16 protein-coding genes are annotated in these 15,810 nt (G+C 64.4%); 7 read left to right on the top strand and 9 right to left on the bottom strand.

Annotated features, from left to right (window positions below; translation table 11 throughout):
- Window positions 1–104 precede the first annotated feature (104 nt).
- On the bottom strand, window positions 105–1,109 hold the full coding sequence (locus RHODMAR_RS07205) for an aldo/keto reductase family protein (RefSeq protein ID WP_008712917.1): 1,005 nt from the start codon (window positions 1,107–1,109) through the stop codon (window positions 105–107).
- Between the two features lie 52 nt (window positions 1,110–1,161).
- Here RHODMAR_RS07205 and RHODMAR_RS07200 point away from each other — a divergent pair, with 52 nt between their 5' ends.
- Window positions 1,162–1,761, top strand: a complete 600-nt coding sequence (locus RHODMAR_RS07200; protein WP_008712916.1) for a dihydrofolate reductase family protein — start codon at window positions 1,162–1,164, stop codon at window positions 1,759–1,761.
- Here RHODMAR_RS07200 and RHODMAR_RS07195 read toward each other — a convergent pair.
- Genes RHODMAR_RS07195 through RHODMAR_RS07185 form a run of 3 tightly spaced genes read right to left on the bottom strand, consistent with a single transcriptional unit; the run spans window position 1,732 to window position 4,056 of the window.
- The gene (locus tag RHODMAR_RS07195) at window positions 1,732–2,988 is read right to left on the bottom strand and encodes a hypothetical protein (RefSeq protein WP_042938322.1); all 1,257 of its coding nucleotides are present in this window, start codon (window positions 2,986–2,988) and stop codon (window positions 1,732–1,734) included. The genes RHODMAR_RS07200 and RHODMAR_RS07195 overlap by 30 nt on opposite strands.
- A gap of 7 nt (window positions 2,989–2,995) precedes the next feature.
- Window positions 2,996–3,460: a MarR family winged helix-turn-helix transcriptional regulator gene (locus RHODMAR_RS07190; protein WP_008712912.1), complete on the bottom strand. Its 465-nt coding sequence runs from the start codon at window positions 3,458–3,460 to the stop codon at window positions 2,996–2,998.
- Window positions 3,457–4,056: a DJ-1/PfpI family protein gene (locus tag RHODMAR_RS07185; protein ID WP_008712909.1), complete on the bottom strand. Its 600-nt coding sequence runs from the start codon at window positions 4,054–4,056 to the stop codon at window positions 3,457–3,459. Before RHODMAR_RS07185 ends, RHODMAR_RS07190 begins: the two co-directional genes overlap by 4 nt.
- 167 nt (window positions 4,057–4,223) lie before the next feature.
- Here RHODMAR_RS07185 and RHODMAR_RS07180 point away from each other — a divergent pair, with 167 nt between their 5' ends.
- Genes RHODMAR_RS07180 through RHODMAR_RS07170 form a run of 3 tightly spaced genes read left to right on the top strand, consistent with a single transcriptional unit; the run spans window position 4,224 to window position 8,488 of the window.
- Window positions 4,224–5,816 (top strand): sigma-54-dependent Fis family transcriptional regulator, encoded by a 1,593-nt coding sequence (locus RHODMAR_RS07180; protein ID WP_008712908.1) that lies wholly within the window; start codon window positions 4,224–4,226, stop codon window positions 5,814–5,816.
- 54 nt (window positions 5,817–5,870) lie between these two features.
- The gene (locus RHODMAR_RS07175) at window positions 5,871–7,340 is read left to right on the top strand and encodes an aldehyde dehydrogenase (protein WP_008712906.1); all 1,470 of its coding nucleotides are present in this window, start codon (window positions 5,871–5,873) and stop codon (window positions 7,338–7,340) included.
- A gap of 38 nt (window positions 7,341–7,378) precedes the next feature.
- Complete coding sequence (locus RHODMAR_RS07170) at window positions 7,379–8,488, top strand: NDMA-dependent alcohol dehydrogenase (protein ID WP_008712904.1); 1,110 nt, start codon at window positions 7,379–7,381, stop codon at window positions 8,486–8,488.
- Window positions 8,489–8,600: 112 nt separating this feature from the next.
- Here RHODMAR_RS07170 and RHODMAR_RS07165 read toward each other — a convergent pair whose 3' ends face one another.
- Entirely contained in the window at window positions 8,601–9,239 is a 639-nt protein-coding gene (locus RHODMAR_RS07165) for a uridine kinase (protein ID WP_008712902.1), read from the bottom strand.
- Window positions 9,240–9,334: 95 nt separating this feature from the next.
- Between RHODMAR_RS07165 and RHODMAR_RS07160 the strand changes: the two genes are divergently transcribed.
- Window positions 9,335–9,694 carry an ArsR/SmtB family transcription factor gene (locus tag RHODMAR_RS07160; RefSeq protein ID WP_008712901.1) on the top strand — a complete coding sequence of 120 codons (360 nt, stop codon included), beginning with the start codon at window positions 9,335–9,337 and terminating at the stop codon, window positions 9,692–9,694.
- The gene (locus RHODMAR_RS28955; RefSeq protein ID WP_008712898.1) at window positions 9,691–10,719 is read left to right on the top strand and encodes a TIGR03086 family metal-binding protein; all 1,029 of its coding nucleotides are present in this window, start codon (window positions 9,691–9,693) and stop codon (window positions 10,717–10,719) included. The genes RHODMAR_RS07160 and RHODMAR_RS28955 overlap by 4 nt, the downstream gene beginning before the upstream one ends.
- Window positions 10,720–10,726: 7 nt before the next feature.
- On the opposite strand, the gene RHODMAR_RS07145 is transcribed toward RHODMAR_RS28955, so the two are convergent.
- From RHODMAR_RS07145 to RHODMAR_RS07135, 3 genes are all read right to left on the bottom strand, one after another.
- A complete protein-coding gene (locus RHODMAR_RS07145; RefSeq protein WP_442970038.1) occupies window positions 10,727–11,872 on the bottom strand; it encodes an acyl-CoA dehydrogenase family protein in 1,146 nt (381 codons plus the stop codon).
- Window positions 11,873–11,935: 63 nt separating this feature from the next.
- A complete protein-coding gene (locus RHODMAR_RS07140) occupies window positions 11,936–12,778 on the bottom strand; it encodes an SDR family oxidoreductase (protein WP_008712895.1) in 843 nt (280 codons plus the stop codon).
- Window positions 12,779–12,850: 72 nt separating this feature from the next.
- Window positions 12,851–13,672: a sulfurtransferase gene (locus RHODMAR_RS07135; RefSeq protein ID WP_008712893.1), complete on the bottom strand. Its 822-nt coding sequence runs from the start codon at window positions 13,670–13,672 to the stop codon at window positions 12,851–12,853.
- 79 nt (window positions 13,673–13,751) lie between these two features.
- Here RHODMAR_RS07135 and RHODMAR_RS07130 point away from each other — a divergent pair, with 79 nt between their 5' ends.
- The gene (locus RHODMAR_RS07130; RefSeq protein WP_008712891.1) at window positions 13,752–14,897 is read left to right on the top strand and encodes an NADH:flavin oxidoreductase; all 1,146 of its coding nucleotides are present in this window, start codon (window positions 13,752–13,754) and stop codon (window positions 14,895–14,897) included.
- 41 nt (window positions 14,898–14,938) lie between these two features.
- Here the strand turns inward: RHODMAR_RS07130 and RHODMAR_RS26895 are convergent.
- A partial coding sequence (locus RHODMAR_RS26895; RefSeq protein WP_008712889.1) for an HNH endonuclease signature motif containing protein occupies window positions 14,939–15,810 on the bottom strand: 872 nt, incomplete at its 5' end.

Genomic DNA, 15,810 nt, shown 5'->3' with positions numbered 1-15,810 from the left:
ACTACAGGGCCTTCGGCAGTGGCGCGACTGAGTCCTCGGGTCGTTCCGCAGGCTCCACTCCTGGGTGCCCTCTGCGGCACTCGACCGCACCACTGCCGCAGGCACTAGACCAGACGTGCTTCCGGCGAGCCCGTCTTGCCGGCGTCACGCTCGACCGAGTCGCCGAGGGCGTCGTCGATCTTGGCGAGCACATCCGCGTCGAGTGTGACCTCGGAGGCCTTGATGTTCTCGGCGATCTGCTCCGGACGCGAGGCCCCGACGAGGGCCGCGGCGATGTTGTCGTTCGCCAAGACCCACGCGACCGCCAACTGCGCCATCGTGATTCCCATATCGTCGGCTATCGGCTTCAATTGCTGCACCCGAGTGAGCGTCTCGTCGTTGAGGTAGCGCGCGATCATCTTGTCGCCGCCCTTGTCGTCCTTGGCGCGCGAGCCGTCTGGCAGGGGCTGGCCGGGCAGGTACTTGCCGGTCAGCACGCCCTGGGCGATGGGAGACCAAACGATCTGCGAGATGCCCAATTCCTTCGACGTCGGGATCACTTGATCCTCGATGACGCGCCACAGTGCGGAGTACTGCGGCTGGTTCGAGATGATCGAGAAGCCGTTTTGACGGGCGAGTTCCTGCCCGGCGCGCAGCTGATCGGCGGTCCATTCGGAGACGCCGATGTAGAGCGCCTTCCCCTGTCGCACGACGTCACCGAAGGCGGCGATGGTCTCCTCCAGCGGAGTCTCGACGTCGTAGCGATGTGCCTGGTAGAGGTCGACGTAGTCGGTACCGAGCCGACGCAGTGACGCGTCGATCCCTTCGAGGATGTGCTTGCGAGAGAGTCCGGTGTCGTTGGGGCCCTTGGGTCCGACCGGGAAGTAGACCTTGGTGAAGATCTCGAGCGATTCCCGACGCTCCCCTTTCAGCGCGTCGCCGAGGACGGTTTCGGCGGCTCCGTTGGCGTAGACGTCGGCGGTGTCGAATGTGGTGATGCCGGCATCGAGGGCCGCGCGCACGCACTGGGTGGCGATGTCGTTCTCGACCTGCGATCCGTGCGTCAGCCAGTTGCCGTACGTGATCTCCGAGATCTTGAGTCCGCTGTTTCCGAGGTATCTGTAAGCCATGGAAAAAACGTTACTCCGATGACTTTCGGAACCGCTGCTGGTCTACTCGAGTATGACACTTCGCGTACACAATCTGTCCGTCTCGTTGGACGGTTTCGCCGCCGGTCCCGATCAGAGCCGAAGCGACCCCATGGGGGTCGACGGCATGGCGCTGCACCAGTGGGTGTTCGCCGAGCACTCGGACGCCGATCAACGAATGCTCGACCTCGGCACCGAGAATATCGGCGCAACCATCATGGGCCGCAACATGTTCGGCCCGGTCAGGGGCGAATGGCCGAACTACGACTGGCGCGGTTGGTGGGGAGACGAACCGCCGTACCATCATCCGGTCTTCGTGCTCACCCATCATCCGCGCCCGCCGCTCCAGATGGACGGCACCACCTTCTACTTCACCGACGATCCCATCGAATCAGTGCTCGATCGTGCTCATGAGGCGGCCACAGGCAAGGACGTACGCTTGGGCGGCGGAGCGTCGACGGTTCGGCAGTACCTGAGCGCAGGACTGGTCGACCACCTCCACCTTGCAGTCTCGCCGGTGATCCTCGGCGGCGGAGAACCGATCTACGACGGCTGGGATCGCACTACGTTGGAGCGGACCGAAGTAGAGGGATCGGACCAGGTGCTACACGTCGTCTACAGCCGAGCTCGGTAGCGGCCGACGACCGAGAAACCAGGTACCGACGCAGGCGAGGACGACCGTTGCGAATGCCGCGCCCGTCGAGAGCCACAGGTCGACGCTGGGCGAATATGCACTGGTGTCGATCGAGGTCAGCGGCGTGTAGGCCGTCCATCCATAGGTGACGACCATCGGCACCGTGATCGCTACCGGCACCGCGAGCCCGAGTGTCGTGGGCGTCGGGTCGGCAGACGTGCACGCGACGTACAGGTAGGCCGCGGCAGCCGGGAAGAGCACCAGACTTGCCACGTAGTTCACGTTGTCCAGCGGTGGGCTCTCGAACAGTGCCGTCACGCAGACCACCGCCAGGATCGTGAAGCCAGCGAGGGGACGACCCCACCGCACCCCGAGTGCGGCACCGGCTGCCACGGCGAGCGCGGTGACTGCCACGAGGCCGAGCACCCAGACTCCGTCCGACACCTCGATACCTACCCGGGCGACAGTGGTCGAGGTGAGCAGGACGGCCACCCCGGCCAGCACCATGGTGCCGCCGCGTCCCGGCAACAGAGCGGCGGCCGCGAACAGGACGGGTACGACGAAGAGTCCGAAGTACCAGTGTCCACCGAACCCGTACGAGCTCTGAAACAGATTGTGCACGAACAGAACATTGAGCAGCAGGCCACCGATAGGGACCAGCAGTATCGCCCCGATCGTGCGGATATCGCGATCGGGCGGCGGACCCTGCCGGCCGGGGCCTCCTCGAACTCCCCACGCCGTCGCCAGCACCACGAGGGCGCAGAGCACCGGAATGACCACGGGTGTACTTACATCGGGTTCGGTGAGGTAGTCCGCGTAGCGCCGCGGAACATCTCCGTATTGCAGGGCCTCCACTGCTCCGACGCTGAGCAGTCCGAGTAGAAACGATGCCGTCAGCACTGCCTGCAGAACTCGCTCGCTGCTCGCCCACACAGCGGTGCATCCCAGCAGCACCCCGCCTGCGAACACCGCCGCGACATCGGACGGAAACAGCGCCGCCATCACTCCGGCGACTGCGGCCGCGGCGATGGACAGTCCCGCCAGAATGCTGTGCCGACGAACGACCATCGCGAGAGCCGACGCCACGATCACAGCAATCGCGACTCCCCCGCCGACGCTGAAGAACAGCCCACCACCGAGACCGGCGTTCCCGAAGACATCGACCCCGTCGGATTGCGACAACAACCCGGCCAGAAGTCCGGACAACACAATCGCGAGCGCAGACATGCCCGAATTATGCACTGCCGCCTCGGTACTGCCGGGATGCTACGAGGATTTTCTCCAGGGTTGCTGCGAAGGAGCGCAATTCGTCCTCTCCCACTACAGCCCCCACGGCGTCGGACCACGCGTGTTGCGCATTCCGCAGTGCAGCGACGGTATCGCGACCCTTCGGCGTGGGTTCGAGTAGCTTGGCCCGCTTGTGGTGAGGATTGTGGGTATAGACCGCCCACCCTTTGTCCACCAACAGATTTGCGGTGCGTTGCACGCTCTGCCGTGCCAATCCCAGCCCGACGCGTCGCGCGATGTCGGCGACCGACAACGGCTCGTCGAGAGTAGCCCCGAGAACCTGCCACCAGGCCGGTGTCAGACCCGTCGGGGCTGTGATGTCCTGTGCGGCAGCGAGAAACTCACCGTTGAGCTCGAAGACAGGCAGTACTACCGAAGTCAGCGCATCACCCGCCGGGCTTCGCTCGATCATGCGCCCGTCAGCTGGTCGTAGTACTTGCGTTCACCGGTGGTGTAGAGGCCGTACCACGCGTCGACGATGGGTTGCGGAAATACGTTCAGACGCTCGAACACCAACTTGGCGAATTCGATGGGTGCCGTAGCCCCAGCGGTGATGACCGTGCCGTCGGAGACTGCCTTCTCGTCTCGGTAATGCTCTGAACCACGGTAATCGGCTGCCTGCGTGAGGAACTCGGCCGCATTCGAGGTGTGCGGACGGTCGTCGAGCAGGCCGACTCGGGCCAGCCCGTACGTGGCACCGCAGATCGCCGCAACGGGTGTCCCTGCCGCGATGAGATCCGCGGCCAGACCGAGAGCCGCGTCGTGGCCGACGTTCCAACTGGCCGCTCCGGGCAGAATCAATGCATCGAGGGTGGAAAGACCGGCGAGTGAGACGTCGGGAGCGATTCTCAACCCTCCCATCGTCGTGACGGTCTCCCCCGTGTCGGACACGACGACCAACCGGTTGGCGTCCGGGTCTTGTTCACGAGCCATGGCCAGGCCTGCGGTGAGATATCCGTACTCCCAGTCGGCCATGGTGTCGGAGGCGTACAGAGCGATGGTTGTCATTTCAGAGCCTCCAGAATCAGACAGTGTGCTGTCATCTTTGCGTAGATGACAGCACACTGTCAATGCTGCCCTACCCAATCGGGCAGGTTCTGTCGAAACGTCCGTCGATCAGAGCAGTCGGCGCTAGCGTCACAACTATCCTGCGCCGGCCAACGGAGGTATGCGCGATGTACAGCGGTGCCGAGAAACTCCGAGACTCCATTGCGAAGTCTTGGCAACGATCAGCCCAGAGCGGCCTCGCACCGGCGGATACCCTCGAGCAGGCAAGTTTGCGTGACGTCGACCGTCGCAGCCGCCTCCTCGCCGCAGCAAATCCCATCCTCGATCGGATGGAGAGCGTGCTCGACGGCTCCGGGTATTGCGTCCTGCTCGCGGACCGCGATGCCCGGCTGGTCGATCTCCGCTTCGGAACCCATTCTCTGCGAGATGCGGTGTCCTCGGTCGGCGCGGTTGTCGGCCGTTCGTTCACCGAACAGTCGTCGGGCACAAATTCGATCTCGACGACTTTCGAGATGCGCGCTCCCTGCGCCGTGCATGCCGAGGAGCATTACATCGAGTCGATGAAAACCTTCAGCTGCTACGGCCACCCCCTGATTCATCCCGTCACACGCCGCATCGAGGGCGTCCTCGACATCACCTTCCTTGCCTCCGGCGACAACCCGCTTCTCAAACCGATGCTCGTCCATGCCGCACAGGACATTCAGGGCAGGCTCCTCGAAGAAACCCGTTCCGGCGAACAACGACTGTTCCAGGCATTTCAGTGCGCATCCTCGCAGCGCCGCGGTGCGCCCGTCATCGCGCTAGCCGACGAGATTCTGCTCGAAAACACCAGCGCTGCAGCGATGGTCGACACCGTGGATCACGCCGTACTGCGCTCGCTCACCGACGATTCGGTCCGGCGCAGTGGCGTCGTCCACGATGTGATCCTCAATTCCGGACGGCACGCGACCGTGCGCTGGGAACGTCCGGTATCGGCCGCGGGCATCGTCATCGAAATCGATCCTCACGACACCGTGCACACCCTTACGCCCGCACCGAAGGTGCGAAAGCCGTTGTGCGTCATCGGTGAACCCGGCACCGGGAAATCGACCACCCTCGCCCGATTGACAGCATCGGCGTCACCGCACTGGTTCAACGCAACAGACCTGGTGGGGACGACTCCGGCCGAGTGGTTGGCAGGCGTCGAACATCAGGTCGGGGCGGCACACGATGTGGTGGTCAAGAACGTGCACTTTCTCACGGGCCCGGTGTCGAGCCGACTGCATTCGATACTGTCGTCCGCTACCGGGTGGTACGCGCTGTCCAGTTCGGCCACCGACTCGGTCGATCTCGAACACCGCCAGCTTCTCTCACTGTGCGCCGAGACCATCGAATTGGCGCCGTTGCGCTCTCGCCGACACGAAATCCCGGACTTGGTTCGCGCCATCATGGCCGAGCTCGAATCGCGCGCGCACTTCACGCCGGCAGCGTTGTCGGCGTTGATCGACTACGACTGGCCGGGCAACATCGGCGAACTCCGAGCCGAGGTCACCGAGGCCGCGTCGCGTCGATCCGTCGGAGATATCACCGAGCGAGAACTGGTCCGACCGCACAAGAACGCGTCGACTACTCGGATGAGCACACTCGACACCGCGATGCGCGACGCTATCGTGCACGAGCTGGCGCGGCAGGGCGGCAACAAACGTACGACGGCGGAGAGCCTCGGAATCAGCCGAACAACGCTGTACAAGCGGATGCGCGAGTTCGGCATCCTCGGCTGAGGTTGTCCACTTTCTGAACACTCGTTGCCCGTGATCGGGGTCACACTCGTATGCATGGATGCACAGACAGCAATACGAGAGCAGCTCGACGCACAGTCGCTCTTCATCGGCGGCGAGTGGGTGGAACCCAGCTCGTCCGCGCGCATCGAAGTCCGTTCGGCGAGTAGCGAAGAACGCATCGGATCGGTACCAGAGGCGCAGGAAGCCGACGTCGATGCCGCAGTGGCCGCTGCCCGTCGCGCATTCGAAGACCCCAGCGGTTGGAGTCGGTGGGAGCCGTCGAGGCGCGCCGACGCGATCGATCGACTCGCCGACGAGTACGAGAAGAGAGGGGACCAGCTCGCCCGGCTCGTGTCTGCACAGAACGGCATGCCGATCTCCATTGCGCAACAGCTCGAAGGTGGCTTCCCGGTCGCAGTGATGCGGTACTTCTCGGGGCTGGCGAGAACTGCGCAGTTCGAGGAATCACACCCCCACCTGCTGGGCGGGACGACAACGGTTCGACGAGAGCCGATCGGCGTCGTCGGAGCCATTGCACCGTGGAACTTTCCCCAGACCCTGGCCGCGTTCAAGTACGCACCGGCCCTCGCAGCCGGCTGCACCGTCGTACTCAAGCCGTCTCCGGAGACGGTGCTCGACTCGGTTGTGTTGGCGGAGGCCGTCATTGCTGCCGGGCTGCCGCCCGGTGTCATCAACATCGTCCCCGGTGGGCGGGAGATCGGCGCACATCTGGTCTCGCATCGAGGCGTCGACAAGGTCGCGTTCACCGGCTCCACCGCAGCCGGGCGGTCCATCGCCGAAACATGTGGTCGACTGTTGCGCCCGGTGACTCTCGAACTGGGCGGGAAGTCCGCGTCGATCATCCTCGACGACGCCAACCTCGATCTTGCCGAGATCGGCGAGAACCTTTTCGGGGCAACGTTTCTCAACAACGGCCAGACGTGCTTCCTTGGCACCCGAGTTCTCGCGCCGCGCTCCCGCTACGACGAGGTGGTCGGCATGATGGAAGCGTTCGCGAATTCACTGGCCGTCGGCGACGCACTCGATCCAGCCACCCAGATCGGGCCGATGGCCAGTGAGCGCCAGCGAGATCGCGTCGAGGGGTACATAGCCAAAGGCAGCGGCGACGGCGCTCGGCTCGTCACCGGCGGCGGTAGGCCCGCAGACCTCGACCGCGGCTGGTTCGTTCAGCCGACGATCTTCGCCGACGTCGACAACAACCACACCATCGCGCAGGAAGAGATCTTCGGTCCCGTCCTGTCGATCATCCCGTACGGCGACGAAGCCGAGGCGATCAGCATTGCCAACGACTCCGATTTCGGGCTCGGCGGATCCGTCTGGACCGCGGACGACGAGCGAGGTTTCGACGTGGCCAAACGAATCCACACCGGGACCATCGGCATCAACCACTACATGGTGGATCCGTCGTCCCCGTTCGGCGGCGTCAAGGACAGCGGAATCGGGCGCGAGCTCGGACCCGACGCCATCGGAAATTTCCAACACGTCAAATCCATCTACCGCTGAATCACATCTACCGCTGAATCAACCCGAGGAGAATCTCTGTGAAGACCAAAGCAGCAGTACTGTTCGAGCCGCACAAGCCGTTCGAGATCATCGAACTGGAGATGGACGGCCCCGGCCCCGGCGAAGTCCTGATCAAGTATGTGGCGGCAGGGCTGTGTCATTCGGATCTACATCTGCTCGACGGCGACCTTCCACCGCGCTTCCCGATCGTCGGCGGCCACGAGGGTTCCGGCATCATCGAGGAGGTCGGTCCCGGCGTCACCAAGGTCAAGCCCGGCGATCACGTCGTCTGTTCGTTCATCCCGAACTGCGGCACCTGCCGCTACTGTTCCACCGGCCGACAGAACCTGTGCGACATGGGCGCAACGATCCTCGAAGGCTGCATGCCGGACGGCACCTTCCGTCGCCGGGACAGCAAGGGCACCGAGTTCGGAGCGATGTGCATGCTCGGCACCTTCTCGGAGCGCGCCACCATCTCGCAGCACTCCGTCGTCAAGGTCGACGACTGGTTGCCCTTGGAGACAGCAGTTCTCGTGGGCTGCGGCGTCCCGTCCGGTTGGGGTACCGCGGTGTACACGGGCGGTGTCCGCGCAGGCGACTCCGTGATCATCTACGGCATCGGCGGCCTCGGCATCAATGCCGTTCAGGGAGCAGTGCATTCGGGTGCGAAGTATGTACTCGTCGTCGATCCGCTCGAGTTCAAGCGCAACCAGGCCCTGAAGTTCGGGGCGACTCACGCGTTTGCGGACTACGAGTCCGCTCAGGAGAAGCTGACCGAGCTGACCTGGGGCCAGGGAGCCGATCAGGCACTGATACTCGTCGGAACCGTCGACGAGGGAGTCGTACAGGCGGCCACCGCCGCGATCGGCAAGGGCGGCACCGTCGTCATCACCGGCCTCGCGGATCCGGAGAAGCTGACGGTCCACCTGTCCGGCACCGATCTGGTGCTGAACCAGAAGACGATCAAGGGCACACTGTTCGGCTCTGCGAACCCGCAGTACGACATCGTGCGCCTCCTGCGTCTCTACGACGCCGGCCAGTTGAAGTTGGACGAACTGATCACCACGACCTACTCCCTGGAGCAGGTCAACGAGGGCTACCAGGACCTACGCGACGGTAAGAACATGCGCGGGGTGATTCATTTCTGAAGTTGCAGGCAGCGATGCGGTCGAGTGCGCTGGATGGCACTCGACCGCACCGTCGCGCGCGGGAAGTCGTCGGTGACACCGCCCGTACATCTGAATGCACGAACGATGATGGTCATCCGATAGCACTCGAGTCGATCGACAGCACTCGCGTTGCCTTTGCGCGCGGATCCACCTCGTCGAGATAGATCCGACATGCCGCGTGATAGCGCTGGTCGAAGGCCCTACCTGCCGCCTCCGTGCCACCGAGCGCATCCGCATCCCTGGCGATACCGCGGGCTCGCGCAATGTCCAAGGGAGTGTCGACGAAGACGGAGTAGTCCCAATAGTCGGGCAGCGGCGGACGATGCAGGAACGTTCCATCCACCACGACGATCGCATCGGCGGCCACTACTTCGGGCAGATCGTCCACCGGCTCATCCGAAGCCAGATCGATGATCCGACGTCGAATTGCGTTACTTCCGTTCGACCCCAACGGGATCAGCACATTCGCAAGCAGCGCCTCGAAATCGTACGCGTCTCGGTAGTAGCCCATCGCCGATGTCCGGCCCTGTCGATACCGATGATCACGCCGGTGATGAAAACCGTCCATCGATACGTGAACCACCGGACGTCCCTGTACTGCAATGGAGTCCACCAGCCGCCGAGCGCAGGTGGACTTTCCCGACGCGGTCACACCGTCGATCGCGACCCGTAGCGGATGCCCCGGATCTCGCGAGAGCACGTCGCCCACCATGTCGTTGCCTGCACCCATGCGGCGAGAGTAAGCCACTGGACGTATTCAACCAAATGGTTGACTACGCCGATAACCGAGCCTATTCTCGGCAACAACGCACAGCGAGGAACCTCATGGACGATCGAACAGAGCAGCTCAACAGAACGTTTTCGGCCCTGGCCGATCCCACTCGACGTGACATAGTCGCCCGCCTCGCCGGCGGTGACGCGAACGTCAGCGACCTGGCCGAGCCGTACGAGATGAGCCTGCAAGCCGTCTCCAAACACGTCAAGGTGCTCGAGGAGGCCGGATTGGTCACGCGCAGCAAGGATGCCCAGCGGCGCCCGGTGCATCTCGATGCCGAGGTATTCGGCCTGATGACGAAATGGATCGAGCGCTATCGCCAGGAGGCAGAGCAACGTTATCGACGCCTCGACGCCCTGTTGGGAACCATCGCAGTCGACAAGACAACCCAGACGAAAGAAGTGTCATGACCGCACACGAAACCGAGATCGTTGCGGACGAGAAAGTGCCCACGATCGAAATCATCCGAGGGTTCGACGCGACACCGGAGCAGGTGTTCCGCGCCCACGTCGACGCCGAGTTGTATCGGCAATGGGTGGGTCCACGGTCGCTGACCACGCGAATTGTGAAGTGGGAGGCCCATACCGGCGGTGCGTGGGCGTTCGCCAGCGACCGAGACGGTGACGAGATCGCTGCCTTCTACGGCAGCTTCCACGAGGTCCGGGCGAACGAGAGGATCGTGTGGACCTTCACCTACGAGGGCCAGCCCGATTCCGTTGCACTCGAGACGCTCTCCTTCGAGACCAGCGACGGCGGCGGTACGCGACTACGAGTGTTGAGTGTTCACGCGGACTTCGCTACCCGCGACGGCATGCTGTCGAGCGGTATGGACATCGGAGTGAAGGAGGGCTACGAGAAACTCGAGGCGCTGCTTTCGGGACCGGCCGGCCGACATGCCCGAGATGCCGCCGCGTTCACCGCATTGGTCCAGTCCGCCTCCCCAACAGACTGGTCGCGCCCGAGCCCGGTCGCAGAGTGGACGGCCTTGGATGTCGTCCGGCACCTGATCGAGTGGTCCCGCGGCTTTCTCGCCGGCGGCGCAGGCATCGAGTTCCAGACCCTGGACATCGACGCCGACCCGCTCGCCGCGTGGAAGCAGCACGTCGCCGACATCCAAGCGACCCTCGATGACCCGGCCGGCCGGATACTGAGCAACCCACACACCGGAGACATGCCGGTGGACAAGGCGATCGACATGTTCTACACCGCCGACATCTGGATGCACTCCTGGGACCTGGCGAAAGCCCTTGGCCGAGAGCTCGATCTGGGTCGGGAACGCTGCGCTGCAGCTCTCGAGGCCATGCGACCGATCGAACAGATGCTGCGCAGCAGCGGACAGTACGGCCCCGCCGTCCCCGTCCCCGAAAACGCCTCTGCGCAGGACCGATTCGTGGCCTTCATCGGCCGCGACCCGGCCTGGCGGCCGGGTCGGTAACCCACGTTCAGAGGTACTTCTTCAGCTCCATCTTCGCGATCGACATCTTGTGCACCTCGTCGGGACCGTCCGCGAGCCGCAGCGTCCGTATGTGTGCGTACATCATCGCGAGCGGGAAGTCGTTGGACACGCCCCCGCCACCATGCACCTGGATAGCACGGTCGATGATCTTCAGCGCCATCTCCGGTGCGGCCACCTTGATGGCTGCGATCTCCGTGCGCGCTTCCTTGTTCCCAACAGTGTCCATCAGGTAAGCCGCTTTGAACGTGAGCAATCGCGTCTTCTCGATCTCGATGCGCGCTTCGGCAATCCAGTCCTGAATGTTCGAGCGCATTGCCACCGGCTTGCCGAAGGTCACTCGCGATGCCGCACGGCGGCAGAGCAATTCGAGCGCACGTTCTGCCACACCGATGGTGCGCATGGCGTGGTGAATACGGCCCGGCCCCAAGCGGGCCTGACTGATGGCGAAGCCCTCACCCGGCCCCTTCAACACGTCCTTCGCCGGCACCCGCACATCCTCGAACAGCACCTCGGCGTGGCCTTCGCGATCGACGTAGCCGAACACCGGCAGGTTGCGCAGGACGGTCACACCGGGTGCATCGATGGGCACCACCAGCATCGACTGCTGACGGTGCGTCGCTGCCTCGGGATCGGTTTTGCCCATGACGATGAGAACCTTGCAGTTCTTGTGCATCGCATTCGACGTCCACCATTTGCGCCCGTTCAAGATGAAGTCGTCGCCATCGGGGTCCATCTTCATCGCGATATTCGTGGCGTCGGAACTGGCAACGTCGGGCTCGGTCATCGCGAAGGCGGAACGAATGGTGCCGTCCAGCAACGGCTTCAAGTACTTTTCTTTGTGCTCGTCGGTGCCGAAGAGCGTGAACACCTCCATGTTGCCGGTGTCCGGTGCGTTGCAGTTGCAGGCCTCGGGGGCGAGCATGCTGCGGCCCATGATCTCGGCCAGCGGCGCGTACTCGAGGTTGGTCAGACCCGGACCCCATTCGGGGTGCGGATGGAACAGGTTCCACAGTCCACGCGAGCGCGCTTCCTTCTTCAGATCCTCGAGGATCGGCGGATGGAAATGCGGGTCCCCGGCTTCGAGCATCTGCTGCTCGTACACGGCCTCGGCCGGATAGACGTGAGAGTCCATGAACTCCAACAGATCCGACTCGTACTTCTTTGCCCGGTCACTGGTCTCGAAAAATGCCACGGTTCAATTCCCCTGTTGGTTGTCGAGCGGCTGACTGTCGAGCAAGCTGTCCTGGTAGCGACGCATGCCGCGCAGCCACCGGTCGTAGTCGGCACCCTTGTTGCGGTACATGTCCAGTACGTTTTCGTGCGGCAGGATCAGGAACTGCTCGCGATCCATCGCGTCCAACACGACATCGGCGACGTCGAGAGGTTCGAGTACGGCACCGGCACTGAGCACCGCAGCAGTGGCCGCCGCCCCCAACGCATCCCCGGATTCGCGTCCCTCGTAGAGCAGTTTGGTGTTGACGCCCATCGGGCACAGGCAGCTGACGCGAATGCCCCGGTTGCCGTAGGTGACGTTGAGCCACTCGGCGAATCCGACGGCGGCATGCTTGGTCGTCGCGTATGTCGCCGAACCGATCTGGGTGAGCAACCCCGCCGCGGACGCAGTGCTGACGAAGTAGCCCTCACCGCGTTCGAGCCAACCCGGCACCAACAGCTGCGCAGCACGAATGTGCGCACGCACGTTGACGTCGAACGAGAGGTCCCAGTCCTTCTCGGCCGCGTCGAGCCCGGGGGCGCCGCTTATGCCGGCGTTGGCGAAGTAGAGATCGACCGGGCCGAACGAGTCCTCGGCCAGCGCGATCAGCCGCTCGATATCCGCGATGCTCGACGCGTCCGCGGCAGCGGCGACGGCCGTCCCCGGCCGGTCTCGTTCGATGGCGTCGACCACGGATCCGGCGGTGTTTCCGTCGAGGTCGGAGACGACGACGCGTGCGCCGTGCTCGGTGAGTCGGGCGGCGATGGCCCCGCCGATTCCGCCACCACCGCCGGTGACGATGGCAACTTTGCCTTCAACCTTCATCCCCCAGGTATAGTTGAAGTCAGATTCAAGTTCAACCCTCTATACATGGACTCGCTGGTCGGAGGCCATGCGTCAGGCGCGCGGACGCGTCGGATCGGTGATCCATCCCGACCACGAGCCGGGGTACAACGCAGCATCGATGCCGGCCAGTTCGAGCGCGAGAATCTGATGCGCGGCGGTCACCCCGGATCCGCAGTAGACGGCGACGTCCTTCCCGTCCGGCACAAGTCCACCGAATGTGCCATCGAGTACCTCCGGAGCCAGGAATCGTCCGTCCGAATCGACGTTCTCGGTCGTCGGTCGATTGACCGCTCCAGGGATGTGGCCGGCCACGGGGTCCACCGGCTCCACTTCCCCACGGAAGCGTTCGGGTGCGCGGGCGTCGAGCAGCACGTTGTCCCGTGCGAAATCGAGCACATCGTCGACGTCGACAACACGTGCCAGGGAGGGCCGGGCAGTGAACGATCCAGCTGCGATGATCGACGGCTCCGTTCCGGTGACGAAGCCTTCGGCAACCCATCGGGCCAAGCCGCCGTCGAGGACCCGCACGTCGCGGTGTCCGTAGTAGCGAAGCAACCACCAGGCACGCGAAGCTGCTGTCGCGGGTCCTCCGTCGTACACAACCACCGAGGAGTCGTCGTCCACTCCGGCACCGCGCATTGCTGCAACGAACGTCTCCGCGTCGGGCAGTGGGTGGCGGCCGCGGTGATCCGGCGGAGCCGCCAGTTCGGCATCGAGGTCCACGAACTGTGCGGTCGGGACATGCCCGGCCTCGTAAGCTGCTCTGTCGCTGCCGGTCTGCAGCGTGAACCGGATGTCGAGGACGATCGGAGCCCGTCCCATCTGGAAGAGATCGTGCAATTCGGCGGCGGAAATCAGCGGCGATGGGCTCATAAGCCTCCGACGCTAACAGGACCACTGTCGAAATATCATGGCGGGAATAGCTCGGTGTTCGTCCAGGTTGTGCGCAGGCGTGACCGACACTGCATCCACAACCCAGCATCTGTCCACCGCGGGGCTCTTCGAGTCGTTCGAGGTCAAGTCGCTGAAGCTGCGTAACCGCTTCGCCATGGCCCCGATGACGCGCGCCTTCTCGCCCGACGGCATCCCCGGCCCGGAGGTGGCCGAGTACTACCGCAAGCGCGCCGCCGGCGGCACCGGCCTCATCATCACCGAGGGCACCTACATCCCCGACCCAGCCGCAGGTCCCCACACCCGCGTTCCCCGGATCTACGGCGACGCCAGCCTCGAGGGCTGGAAGGGCGTCGTCGACGCAGTGCACGCCGAGGGAAGCGCGATCATCCCGCAGCTGTGGCATCTCGGGGTCGAGCGCGGCACCGAGCCGAGCCTGTTCCCTGACGTCACCACCGTCAGCCCGTCGGGAATTGCACTCGACGGCTCCTCCGTGGGTCGAGCCTTCACCGACGCCGACCTCGACGAACTGACCTCACAGTGGGTGCAGGCCGCGGTCAATGCGAAGAACACGGGCTTCGACGGCCTCGAGCTACACGGCGCACACGGCTACTTGCTGGACGAATTCCTCTGGGCAACAACAAATGTGCGCGACGACGAGTTCGGCGGCTCGCTCGAGGCCCGGACCCGCTTCCCCGCGCAGGTCGTTGCTGCTATCCGCGCGGCGGTCGGCGAGGACTTCGCCATCGTGTACCGATTCTCGCAGTGGAAGAGCAACCACTTCGACGCTCGGATCGCGCAGAACCCCGAGGAGCTCGGACGTGTCCTGACGCCCCTCGTCGACGCCGGAGTGGACGTACTGCATGCCTCGACCCGGCGCCACTGGGATCCAGCGTTTCCGGAATTGGACGGTAGCGACGGAAAACTGGGCCTGGCCGGTTGGACGCGCAAGCTCACCGGAGTTCCGACGATCACCGTCGGATCGGTCGGTCTCGACTCGGTGTTCACTTCGGCATGGTCGGAAGACGCCGCGTCGGGTGTCACCGGATTGGACGCGCTCGTCGGTCAATTCGAGGGCGGCGAGTTCGATCTGGTGGCTGTCGGCCGCGCATTGCTGTCCGATCCGGAGTGGGTGAACAAGGTCGGCGACGGCCGGGTCGACGAGCGCATCGAATTCACGCGCGACCATATCCAGCACCTGATCTGACCGAACCTGCTTCGCGACTCGGGCCCCCTCGGCAGCATCACCTAGAACGGCGGTGCTGCCGAGTCGTCTGTCTCGGGCTGTTCGTTGTCGGGTGGGTTGGGGTAGGCGATGATGCCGGATCGTCGGGGTTGGGTGGGGATGTGCGGCCTGAGGTCGTTGCCGAGAATGGGGACGCTGGTTCCGTTGGTGGGCAGGGTTATTCGGGTGTTGGAGGTCGATCGCCAGAGGATCGCGCCGCCGGGGAGCATGGTGGCTTTCCAGTAGCCGGCGGTTTTGACGGTGTGGTGGTATTCGCAGAGGCATTGGAGGTTGCCCAGGGTGCTCCAGCCGCCGCCGAGTGGGTTGGCGTGGTCGAAGGCGACGATGTGGTCGAGTTGGCAGCGTGCGGCGGGTCGGCGGCAGCCGGGGAATCGGCAGTGTCGGTCGCGTAGTCGGACGGCTGCGGTGGTGAGGGCGTCGGGTCGGTAGATGAGGGCTCGGTCGGTGAGCGGGTCGCGGTCGACGGATTTTCCGAGGGTGGGGTCGGCGGCGATGGCGGCTTCGAGGGCCGCGGCGAGTGATGCGTTGCCGAGGTAGAGGCCGTGGACTGCGGGCTTGGTGTGGTTGCTCGCCGCTGCCGTCAGTGCTCCGAGGTCGAGGGCAGAGCTGTGCCGTGTGCCCCGGCCGACGGGTGTGTGGGTGCAGAACAGGGCTGCGGCGGAGGTCAGTGATTGCAGGCGCCGCTGAGGGGAGTCGTCACCGGAGGTCCCCGCAGCTGGGCGTGGGTGTGAATCCGGACGGTTGGCTGATGTCGGTGGGGATTCGCCAGCGGTATCCGATGACGGTACGGGGGTCGTGCGGGGGTCGGTGCGGGGGTCGGATCGGATCTCATCTACCGGACACCGGTGCAGCGGTGCTGTCGTCAGCGATCGGC

It is taken from the genome of Rhodococcus sp. AW25M09 (assembly GCF_000333955.1).
Lineage (GTDB): Bacteria > Actinomycetota > Actinomycetes > Mycobacteriales > Mycobacteriaceae > Rhodococcoides.
The sequence above is the reverse complement of the archived record's forward strand: the minus strand, read 5'-3'. Positions and strand labels throughout refer to the sequence as shown.